The sequence below is a fragment of the Glycomyces sp. NPDC021274 genome (assembly GCF_040641195.1).
Lineage (GTDB): Bacteria > Actinomycetota > Actinomycetes > Mycobacteriales > Micromonosporaceae > Glycomyces.
In genome coordinates this window covers 1,479-2,824 of sequence record NZ_JBFADC010000037.1, presented here as the reverse complement: position 1 = coordinate 2,824, position 1,346 = coordinate 1,479, and the positions used below count along the sequence as shown (strand labels likewise).

Below are 1,346 nucleotides of genomic sequence, written 5' to 3'. Positions count from 1 at the left end.
GGCATTGCTACGGCTTCGGCGGTGCACTTCAGCCCCGCTACATTATCGGCGCAAAACCACTCGACCAGTGAGCTATTACGCACTCTTTCAAGGGTGGCTGCTTCTAAGCCAACCTCCTGGCTGTCAACGCGACCCCACATCCTTTTCCACTCAGTGCACCCTTAGGGGCCTTAGCCGGTAATCTGGGCTGTTTCCCTCTCGACGACGGATCTTCTCACCCGCCGACTCACTGCCGCACTCAACACCATGGCATTCGAAGTTTAGCTGAGCTCAGTAACCGACACGGCCCATCACCCAACCAGCGCCCTACCACCACGGAGCAACATGCGACGCTGCACCTAAATGCATTTCGGGGAGAACCAGCTATCACGGAGTTTGATTGGCCTTTCACCCCTACCCACACCTCATCCCCCCAGTTTGCAACCTAGGTGGGTTCGGGCCTCCACGACCTCTTACAGCCGCTTCACCCTGGACATGGGTAGATCACCCCGCTTCGGGTCTACAACACACCACTCAACGCCCTATTCAGACTCGCTTTCGCTCCGGCTCCACCACACGGCTTAACCTCGCGGCATACCATAACTCGCAGGCTCATTCTTCAAAAGGCACGCCATCACCCGCCTACGCACAGTCGAAACTGCACGCCGGGCTCTGACGGTTTACAGGCACATGGTTTCAGGCACTATTTCACTCCCCTCCCGGGGTACTTTTCACCATTCCCTCACGGTACTCTCCACTATCGGTCACCGGACCTCTTTAGGCTTAGCAGACGGTCCTGCCAGATTCACACGAGCCTCCACGAAACCCGCGCTACTCGGGTGCGCTCCCCGACCACCGCTGTCATCCTTCACCTACGGGACTCTCACCCTCTACGGTCGGCTTTCCCACACCGTTCGACTAGACAACAACGCGCGATCCTGATTTCGGCAGAAACCAACGGAAACGTCCCACAACCCCTGACCCGCAACGCCTGCCGGCTATCACACGAACCAGGTTTAGCCTCCTCCGCTTTCGCTCGCCGCTACTCACGGAATCACTCTTGTTTTCTCCACAGCAGGTACTGAGATGTTTCACTTCCCCGCCACACCACCAACCAGCCTATACATTCAGCCAGCGGCAACCAGTCATCAAACTGGCTGGGTTACCCCATTCGGAAACCCTGGGATCACAGTCCAGTTGGCAACTCCCCCAGGCATATCGCAGCCTCACACGTCCTTCATCGGTCATCCGGCACCAAGGCATCCACCATGCGCCCTACACAACTTAACCAACACGGTCAAATCAGATAGAAACAAAGACACTCACGCACACTATACAAATCTCAAACAACACATTGACCACACCCC

1 rRNA gene is annotated in these 1,346 nt (G+C 56.7%); it reads right to left on the bottom strand.

What is annotated here, in order from left to right:
* Positions 1-1,269 (bottom strand): 23S ribosomal RNA (locus tag AB0I03_RS26290); the annotation flags it as partial.
* Positions 1,270-1,346: the final 77 nt, after the last annotated feature.